The organism is Actinophytocola sp. (genome assembly GCF_035942955.1).
Taxonomy (GTDB): domain Bacteria; phylum Actinomycetota; class Actinomycetes; order Mycobacteriales; family Pseudonocardiaceae; genus DASYTH01.
Genome location: NZ_DASZCQ010000321.1, coordinates 1 through 8703, shown reverse-complemented (window position 1 = coordinate 8703; position 8703 = coordinate 1). Strand labels below are relative to the sequence as shown.

General features: G+C 70.8%; 9 protein-coding genes. 4 read left to right on the top strand and 5 right to left on the bottom strand.

Annotation, left to right across the window (positions count from 1 at the left end):
• The 5 genes from VGX25_RS32060 to VGX25_RS32040 form a co-directional block, all read right to left on the bottom strand.
• Positions 1-342 (bottom strand): PQQ-dependent sugar dehydrogenase (locus tag VGX25_RS32060; RefSeq protein ID WP_326921709.1); only part of this gene is annotated, 342 nt, incomplete at its 3' end.
• Positions 343-440: 98 nt separating this feature from the next.
• Positions 441-1208, bottom strand: a complete 768-nt coding sequence (locus tag VGX25_RS32055) for an ATP-binding cassette domain-containing protein (protein ID WP_326921708.1) — start codon at positions 1206-1208, stop codon at positions 441-443.
• Positions 1205-2170 (bottom strand): ABC transporter permease, encoded by a 966-nt coding sequence (locus VGX25_RS32050; RefSeq protein WP_326921707.1) that lies wholly within the window; start codon positions 2168-2170, stop codon positions 1205-1207. The genes VGX25_RS32055 and VGX25_RS32050 overlap by 4 nt, the downstream gene beginning before the upstream one ends.
• Positions 2171-2174: 4 nt before the next feature.
• A complete protein-coding gene (locus VGX25_RS32045; protein ID WP_326921706.1) occupies positions 2175-3287 on the bottom strand; it encodes a substrate-binding domain-containing protein in 1113 nt (370 codons plus the stop codon).
• A 76-nt stretch (positions 3288-3363) separates the two neighbouring features.
• A complete protein-coding gene (locus tag VGX25_RS32040) occupies positions 3364-4518 on the bottom strand; it encodes a mandelate racemase/muconate lactonizing enzyme family protein (RefSeq protein ID WP_326921705.1) in 1155 nt (384 codons plus the stop codon).
• A gap of 71 nt (positions 4519-4589) precedes the next feature.
• Here VGX25_RS32040 and VGX25_RS32035 point away from each other — a divergent pair, with 71 nt between their 5' ends.
• Genes VGX25_RS32035 through VGX25_RS32020 form a run of 4 tightly spaced genes read left to right on the top strand, consistent with a single transcriptional unit; the run spans position 4590 to position 8701 of the window.
• Positions 4590-5324, top strand: coding sequence for a FadR/GntR family transcriptional regulator (locus VGX25_RS32035; RefSeq protein WP_326921704.1), 735 nt, complete (start codon positions 4590-4592; stop codon positions 5322-5324).
• The gene (locus VGX25_RS32030) at positions 5321-6346 is read left to right on the top strand and encodes a zinc-dependent alcohol dehydrogenase (RefSeq protein ID WP_326921703.1); all 1026 of its coding nucleotides are present in this window, start codon (positions 5321-5323) and stop codon (positions 6344-6346) included. Before VGX25_RS32035 ends, VGX25_RS32030 begins: the two co-directional genes overlap by 4 nt.
• Before the next feature lie 12 nt (positions 6347-6358).
• Entirely contained in the window at positions 6359-7834 is a 1476-nt protein-coding gene (locus VGX25_RS32025; RefSeq protein ID WP_326921702.1) for an aldehyde dehydrogenase (NADP(+)), read from the top strand.
• A 12-nt stretch (positions 7835-7846) separates the two neighbouring features.
• Positions 7847-8701, top strand: a complete 855-nt coding sequence (locus VGX25_RS32020; RefSeq protein WP_326921701.1) for an SMP-30/gluconolactonase/LRE family protein — start codon at positions 7847-7849, stop codon at positions 8699-8701.
• Positions 8702-8703 lie beyond the last annotated feature (2 nt).

The window sequence follows — 8703 nt, the reverse complement described above, 5'->3', positions numbered from 1 at the left end:
CAGGGTCAGCGCGTTGTCGGACAGCCGGGTGTACGCCAGGTACACCACCGAGGTCTGGGCGAAGTCCGGCGCCGGGACGATGCCGAGCAGGCCGCGCTCGTTGGACACGCTGCTCACCCGGCCGGTGATGTCCAGCACCGGGGCGGGCGCCAGCCCGGTGTCCGGGTGGAACGCGCGCACTGTCCCCCGCTTCTCCGCGATCAGCAGCCGGCCGTCGGGCACCGCGGCGATCGCGGTTGGCCGCGCCAAACCGGAGGCCACCTGCGTGGTGACCACCCTCAGCTCCTCCAGCGGCACGTCGGCCGCGGCCGGCGCCGCCGGCACCATCAGAACGGCCGCCATCGCGACCAGTATGGACAGTCGAGCTCCCCGCCGATGTCGAGACATCTGAAATCCCCTTATGGTGACGATCCCCGTCACCATACGACTACGCGAGGGAGTCAGCCTTGGTTCAACCGGTACTCGGCGTGCACGAGCTCGAGCAGCTCGGCCACCGAGGTGTCCCGTGACGGCTTGTCGACGGTGATCTCGCCGTGCTGCAGCAGGTTCACCCGGTCACAGACGTCGACGACTTGGCTGTAGTTGTGCGCGATGAGGATGATCGCCACGTCGCCGCGCTGCTTGAGCTGGTGCAGCAGCTTCAGGATCAGGCCGCTCTCCTTGGCCCCCATGGCGGCCAGCGGCTCGTCGAGCAGCAGCAGCTTCGCGTTGGAGTACACCGCGCGGGCCACCGCGATGGCCTGCCGCTGGCCGCCGGAGAGCATGCCCACCTCGGCGTTCACCGACGGGATGTTGATGCCGATCGAGTCCAGCGCCTCCCGCGCCCGGCGGCGCATCTCCCGGCGCCGCAGGAACGGCAGCGGCTTGTACACCACTTCCTTGTTCAGATGGAGGTTGAGGTACACCGGCAGGTCGTTGACCAGCGCGAGATCCTGGAAGACCGTCTCGATGCCCAGCGACCGGGCGTGCGACACCGAGCGCAGCGTGACCGGCTGCCCCTCGAACGTCAGGCTGCCGCCGTCGGGCTGGTGGAAGCCGGTCAGAATTTTGATCAAAGTGGACTTTCCGGCCCCGTTGTCCCCGATCAGCCCGAGGATCTCGCCCCGGCGCACGTGCATGTTGACATCGGTCAGCGCGCTCACCGGCCCGAACGACTTGCTGAGGTGCTCGGCCCTGATGACTTCGGGGCGCCCGTTCTGCTCGGTCATGCCAGCCTCCGGGCGCCCAGTCTGGTGCGGATCAGGATCAGCGACGCGTTCAACGCCATAGCCACCAGGATCGCGATACCGAGCAACACGTTGAACGAGATCGCGCTCACGCCGACGACGTTGAACCCGATCTTGACCATGGCCAGCAGCAACGCGCCGAGGAACGCGCCGATCACCGTGCCCGACCCGCCGAGCAGGGCGGTGCCCCCGATGACCGCCGCGGCCACGGCGAAGAACATCGCGTTGAAGCCGCCGTTGGTCGGATCGATGGACTCCACCCGCATGCCCTGCAGGATGCCGCCGAGGCCGGCGAAGGTGCTGGTGAGCGCGAAGTTGATCACCTTGACTCGGTTGATCTTGATCCCGGCTTCCGCGGCGCCGATCGGGTTTCCGCCGGTGGCCTGGGTGGACACGCCGAACCGGGTCGCCGACAGGATGATCTGCATGATCGCGACGATGCCGATCACCCAGAGGAACTCCGACCACTGGCCGCCGCCGAAGACGGTGACCACCCAGTGGTCGGTCGGCGCCGCGACCGGGTGGGCGTCGGAGATGACCAGGGTCATGCCCTGCAGGAAGAACGCCATGCCCAGCGTGGTGATGAACGACGGCAGGTTGAGCATCGTGCGGATCAGCCCGTTGGCCACGCCGATCAGCGTGGCCACCAGCACCGCGCCCACCACGGCGAGGAGCAGCGGCGCGCCGTTGACGAAGAACAGCATCATCACGAACGGGGTCAGCGCGTACACGAACCCCGCGGACAGGTCGATCTCTCCGCAGATCAGCAGCATGACCTGGCCCGCGGCGATGATTGCCCACGGCGCCAGCTCGTGGGCGATCGTCTCGTAGTTGCCGACCGAGTTGAACCCCGTGCCGCTGGCCGAGAAGTAGATCGCGGCCGCGATGGTGACCAGCACGATGCTGAGTTCCTTGACCCGCGTCACGCCGAGCAGGAAGTTCATGGTGCTACCGGGTCAGCACGGTTGCCGGCGGCAGCGGGATCGAGGACGGCATGTTGATCAGGTCGCTCTTCGATCCACCTTCGAACTTGCTGTCCGCCGACTTGTACGGCCCGATGTTCTGCTTGGTCACAAACGTCAGGCCGGTGTTGGTGTTCGGCGGGAACACCAGCGTTCCGGACAGCCGGAACAGGTACAGGTACAGCACCGACAGGAAACCCTGCAGGTACGGCGACTGGTCGATGGTGAAGTCCAGCGCGCCCGAGTCCACGCCGTCGATGGTCCCCTTGAGCAGGTCGAACCCGCCGCCGTGCACCTTGCCGGTCAGGCCGCGGTCGGTGATCAGCTTCGCGCACGCCTCGGTGCTGCCCGCGTCGACCGCGTAGATGCCCTGGGCGTCGGGGGCGCCGGTGTAGGCCGCGGTCATCGCGTTGAGCTCGCCGGCCTGCTCGGCGCCGGTGTTCACCGACTGCACGGTCACGCCGGGCGCGGCCTGCTTGAGCGCGTCGATGATCCCGTCCAGCCGGGGCTGGACGTTGTTGCCACCGGGCTGCGAGATGCCGACCAGGATCCTCCCGGACTTGACGTCGTTGGCGATCCGCTGGCCCATCTGGAAACCGGACAGGTACAGGTCCTGGCCGATGTAGGCGAGCGGGAAGTTGTTGGCCGCGTTGGCGTTGTAGGCCACCACCGGAATGCCCTTGCCCAGCGCGTCCTTGGTGAGCTGAACGAACGCGTTGTTGTCGGTGAGCGCCACGGCGATGCCGTCGGCGTTGTTGTCCACGGCGGTCTTCATGGCGGCGGCCATCTGCGGGACGTTGCCGTTCTCCGAGCCGGTCCACTGCGGCTCGGGGATGCCGAGCAGGGCCGCGGCGTCGGCCATGCCGGTCCTGGTCGGCACGAAGAACGAGTTCGTGGTGACGTGGTTGACGAACACGAACCGCCAGTCCGGCGTGTCCGGGAACCTGCCGGTGCCCCCGCCACCCTGCTGCTGTTGCTGGCCCTCCTGGACGCCGGTACACGCGGCCAGCAGTGCGCCCGCGGCCGCCGCGCCGCCACCCGCACCGAGGAACTTCAGTGCGGCCCGACGGGAAGTGGTGCTGGTTACGTCCGTCATCATCGACCCCGCTCCATCGTGGCGATCAGTGCATGAATCATTCGATGATTGGTCTATAGAGTCAAGAGCGAAAGAGCAGTCAAGAGCGCAGCGCCTGGCGGCGCTCCCAGCCGTCGGCGAACAGGTTGAAGTCGACCCGGACCCGGGGATGCGCGGCCAGCGCCTCGTGGTCGAGCCGCACCCCGAGGCCCGGCCCGTCGGGCAGCGCGAAGTACCCGTCGACCACCTCGGGCAGGCCGGGCGCGCACTCCTTGACGAACGAGTCGGCGAAGTCGTTGAAGTGCTCCTGGATCTTGAAGTTGACCGTGGTGGCCGCGAGGTGCAGGTTGGCCGCGGTGGAGATCGTGCCGCCCACGTTGTGCGGGGCCATCAGAAGGTAGTGCGTCTCGGCGGCGCCGGCCAGCTTCTTGCCCTCCAGCAGGCCGCCGGAGTGGGTGATGTCGGTCTGGAGGATGTCGGCCGCCTGCAGCTCGAACAGCTCGCGCCAGTCGTACCGGGTGTGCAGCCGCTCGCCGGTGGCGATCGGGATGTCGGTGTGCGCGGCCACCTTGGCCAGCGCCTTGAGGTTCTCCGGCGGCACCGGCTCCTCGATCCACCCTGGACGGTACGGCTCGAGCAGGTTGGCGATCCGGATGGCCGTCGCCGCGTTGAACCGGCCGTGCATCTCGATGAGGATGTCCACGTCCGGCCCGACCGCGGCGCGCACCGCCTCGACCAGCGCGATCGACCGGGCCGTCTCCTCGGCGTCGAGCTCGAACATGCCGGCGCCGAACGGGTCGAGCTTCAGGGCGCGGTAGCCCCGTTCGACCACCTTGCGCGCGGCGTCGTGGAACTCCTCTGGGGTGCGCTCGACCTGGTACCAGCCGTTGGCGTAGGCCAGGATCCGGTCCCGCACGGGGCCGCCGAGCAGCTTGTACACCGGCAGGCCGAGCGCCTTGCCCTTGATGTCCCAGCACGCGATCTCCACGATCGCCAGCGCCGACATGGCGATCTCGCCAGGGCGGGCGTAGTCGTGCCGCATCATCCGGTGCACCAGGCTCTCCACGTCGAACGGGTCGGAGCCGATGATGTGCCGCGGCGCCGCCTCCTCGAGGTAGGCGTGCAGCGCGTCGGTGTGGTTGAGCATCCGCACCTCACCGAGGCCGCTGATCCCCTCGTCGGTGAGCACCTCGACGATGGTCAGGTTCCGCCACGGCGTGCCGAGCACGTGCGTGCGCACCCCGGTAATCTTCATGAGCGCGACTCTAGGGCGTTTGACTTTATCTATCAATCATTCGATGATTCGCGGGTGAGCGTGGTGGTGGGATGAGCGTGACGGAAGGGCCGCTCGGCCGGCACCGGACGATGCACGGCCAGGTGGTGGAGTGGATCGGCCGGCGGATCGTGTCCGGCGAGCTGTCGCACGGCAGCCAGCTGCCCAACGAGGCGGACCTGGCGGCACAGCTCAAGGTCAGCCGCGGCGGGATCCGGGAGGCGGTCAAGGCCCTCGCCGCCAAGGGACTCGTCGAACCGCGACCCCGGCTCGGCACCCGGGTCCTCCCCCGCGACCAGTGGAACCTCATGGACCGTGAGGTGATCACCTGGCACAGCACGGCCCAGGACTTCCTCACCGACCTGCTCGAGCTGCGCCTCATGGTGGAGCCCGGCGCCGCGACGCTGGCCGCCGAGCGCGCCACCGACGAGCAGATCGCCACCCTGGAGACCGCATACGCGGGCATGGCCGAGCACGCCCCGCGGCTGCCCGAGGCCGAGGAGGAGTTCGTAAGGGCCGACCTGACCTTCCACCTGACCCTGTTGCGCGCCAGCGGAAACCAGCTCGTCGAGCAGCTCGGCCGGCTGCTCGAGCCCGGCCTGCACCACGGGCTGGAGGCCAGCTCGCACGCCCCCGGCGGAGTGGCAAGCACCCTTCCGCTGCACCGCTCGGTGCTGCTCGCCGTCCGCGGGCACCGGCCGGCGGCCGCGGCACGGGCGATGCGCCGGCTGATCGAGACCACCACGGCGGCCGTGCAGAAGATGATCGAAGCGGAAGAGCCGAAATGACCATAGTGGACACCCCGCGTGCGGTGTACATCGACGAGCCTCACCGGATTCGGGTCGCGGCCGCCGAGCCCCGGCCGCCGAGGCCCGGCGAGGCGCTTGTGCGGGTGGCCTGGAGCGGGATCTGCGGCTCCGACCGGGAGATGCTCGCCGGCGGGCGGCCGGAGGGGTTCGTCCGCTATCCGGTGGTCCCCGGCCACGAGTGGTCCGGCACCGTGGAATCGGTCGGCGACCCCATCGACGCCGCGCTCGTCGGCAAGGCCGTCGTCGGCGAAGGCTTCCGCTCCTGCGGGCGGTGCGACGCGTGCCGGCGCGGCGACAACAACCTGTGCGGGGCGCCCTACGACGAGACCGGCTTCACCCGGCCCGGCGCCTGGTCGGACTACCTGACGTTGCCGGCGCGCCTGCTGCACGTGCTCCCCGACGGCAGCGACCTGCGGGCGGCCGCGGCGCTGGAGCCGGCCGCGTGCGTCGCCGCGGCCTGCCTGAAGGTGGCGCCGGTGCCGGGTGAACGGGTCGCGGTCGTGGGCGCCGGAACCCTCGGCATGCTGGCCACCCAGCTGCTGCACGCCGGCGGCCCGGCCGAGCTTGCCGTGGTGGTCCGCCGGCCGGACCGGGTCGAGCTGGCCCATCGCTGCGGCGCCACCGGGGTGCTCTCCCCGGCCGAGGCCGACCGGCTGGCCGGCCGGTTCGACGTCGTCGTGGAGGCGGCCGGCACCACCGGGGCCGCGCGCACCGCCGTGCGGCTGGCCGGCCGGGGCGGTCGGGTGGCGCTGACCGGGATCCCGAGCGTCGACGAGGCGCCGCCGTCGCCGACCGACCTGGTGCTCAACCAGATCACCGTGCACACGGTGTTCGGCGCGCCGTCCCGCGCCTGGTCGCATGCGGTGCGCGCGTTCGCGTCGGGCGCGCTCGACCCGGCGGCGCTGATCACCCACGAGATCCCGCTCGACGACGTGACCGAGGCGTTCCGCGTGCTGAGCAACCCCGCGGCCGGTGCGGTTAAGGTACTCCTGAGGCCGTGAAAGGGGTTTCCGATGAGCGGGACACCACAGTCCACAATGGACACTGAGCTGGACGCGGTGCTGGCGGCGGCGTGGGACGCCCGCGCGGCAATGGCCGACCTCCCGCTGACCACGCGTGCCGACGCGATGCGGGCCGTGGCCGACGCGCTGGACGCGGCGGCCGGCGAGCTGGTGCCGGTGGCCGGGCGGGAGACGAAGCTGGCGGAGGCCAGGCTGAGCGGCGAGCTCGCCCGGACCACGTTCCAGCTGCGGCTGCTGGCCGACGTGACGCAGGAGGGCGGCTTCCTCGAGGCCACCATCGATCCCCCGGATCCCGACTGGCCGCCGGCCGGCCGGCCGGACCTGCGCCGGATGCTGCTGCCGGTCGGACCGGTCGCGGTGTACTCGGCGAGCAACTTCCCGTTCGCGTTCAGCGTCGCCGGCGGTGACACCGCGGCCGCGCTGGCCGCCGGGTGCCCGGTCGTGCTCAAGGCGCACTCCGGCCACCCCGAGCTGAGCCGGCAGACCGGCGCGGTGGTGGCCGCGGCACTGGCCGAGGGCGGCGCGCCGAAGGGCGCCTTCGCGGTGGTGTACGGGCAGCAAACCGGCCGGACCCTCATCCAGGACCCGCGGATCAAGGCCGGCGCGTTCACCGGCTCGCTCACCGGCGGGCGCGCCCTTTTCGACCTGGCCTGCGCGCGCCCGGACCCGATCCCGTTCTACGCCGAGATGGGCAGCGTCAACCCGGTCTTCGTCACCGAGGCGGCCGCCACCGCACGGGCCGCCGAGATCGCCGACGGGTACGTCGGCTCCTACACGCTCGGCGCCGGGCAGTTCTGCACCAAGCCGGGCCTGCTGTTCGTGCCCGACACGCCGGCCGCCGACGAGATCGAGCGGCGGCTGACCGCCGCGGTGGCCGGGCTGGCCGAGGCGCCGCTGCTCAACGACCGCATCGCCGCCGGGTACACCGAAGTCCTGCAGGCGCTGTCCGGACACCGCGCCATCCGCGTGCTGCACGCCGGGCGGGACAACGGAAACGGGCCGAGCCCCACCCTGCTCGGCACGACCGCCGCCGATCTCCTTGCCACGTTTGAGGAACTGACCACCGAGTGCTTCGGGCCAACCTCGATCGTCGTCCGCTACACCGACGAGGCCGAGCTGCTCGCCGCCGCGCGGATGTTCCCCGGCCAGCTCACCGCCACCGTGCACGGCGAGGACGGCGACCCGGTCGCCGGCCGGTTGTTCGCCGAGCTGACCGAGCGGGCCGGGCGGGTGCTGTGGAACGGCTGGCCGACCGGGGTCGCGGTGTCCTACGCCATGCACCACGGCGGCCCGTACCCGGCGACCAGCATGCCGGCGCACACGTCGGTCGGCACCACCTCGATCCGCCGGTTCCAGCGCCCGGTGTGCTACCAGAACGTGCCGCAGCACCTGCTGCCGGAGGCGCTGCGGGACGGCAACCCGCTCGGCATCCCCCAACGCGTGAACGGTGTCCTCGTCCTGCCGTAGCAAGGGAAACCTATGTCCACAGTGGAGCAGATCACCGATCCGCACGCCGACCACGGCGAGGGTCCGGTGTGGCATGCCGGATGGCCGGGCCTGCGCTGGGTGGACATGCTCGCCGGTGACGTGCTCGAGCTCGACCCGGACACGGCGGAGGTGCGCCGGCACCACGTGGGCACGGTGGCCGCGGTGCTTCGGCCCCGGGTGGACGGCGGCGTCGTGCTCGCCGTGGAACGCGGGTTCGCCCTCGCCGACGCGAAACTTCAGGACGTGCGCCCGCTCGGCGAGCTGTGGACCGACCCCGGCATCCGGATGAACGAGGGCGACTGCGACCCCGACGGCCGCTTCTACTGCGGCAGCATGGCCTACGACACCCGACCCGGCGCCGGCGCCGTCTACCGCCTCGACCCCGATGGCGCCGTCACCACCGTGCTCACCGGCGTCACCATCTCCAACGGCCTCACCTGGAGCCCGGACGACGCCACCGCCTACTACATCGACACCCCCACGCAGGCCGTCGACGCCTTCGACTACTCCCCCGAGACCGGCCTGTCGAACCGCCGCACCCTGTTCCACATCCCCGAATCCGACGGCGCCCCCGACGGCATGACGATCGACACCGAGGGCCGCCTGTGGATCGCCCTCTGGGGCGGCGCCGCCGTCCGCTGCTACCAACCCGACGGCACCCTCGTCGAGCACCTCACCCTCCCGGTCACCCAGGTCACCGCCTGCACCTTCGGCGGCCCCACCCTGGAGGACCTCTACATCACCACGTCCAAACAGGACATCGACCCCACCACCCAACCCCAGGCCGGCGCCCTCTTCCACGCCCGCCCCGGCGCCAAGGGCCGCCCCACCCGCAGCTACGGTTGACC

Bases quoted from the DNA above. Each gene is read 5' to 3' on its own strand.
- VGX25_RS32055 (WP_326921708.1), bottom strand. From the start codon at position 1,208: ATGACCGAGCAGAACGGGCGCCCCGAAGTCATCAGGGCCGAGCACCTC.
- VGX25_RS32050 (WP_326921707.1), bottom strand. From the start codon at position 2,170: ATGAACTTCCTGCTCGGCGTGACGCGGGTCAAGGAACTCAGCATCGTG.
- VGX25_RS32045 (WP_326921706.1), bottom strand. From the start codon at position 3,287: ATGATGACGGACGTAACCAGCACCACTTCCCGTCGGGCCGCACTGAAG.
- VGX25_RS32040 (WP_326921705.1), bottom strand. From the start codon at position 4,518: ATGAAGATTACCGGGGTGCGCACGCACGTGCTCGGCACGCCGTGGCGG.
- VGX25_RS32035 (WP_326921704.1), top strand. From the start codon at position 4,590: ATGAGCGTGACGGAAGGGCCGCTCGGCCGGCACCGGACGATGCACGGC.
- VGX25_RS32030 (WP_326921703.1), top strand. From the start codon at position 5,321: ATGACCATAGTGGACACCCCGCGTGCGGTGTACATCGACGAGCCTCAC.
- VGX25_RS32025 (WP_326921702.1), top strand. From the start codon at position 6,359: ATGAGCGGGACACCACAGTCCACAATGGACACTGAGCTGGACGCGGTG.
- VGX25_RS32020 (WP_326921701.1), top strand. From the start codon at position 7,847: ATGTCCACAGTGGAGCAGATCACCGATCCGCACGCCGACCACGGCGAG.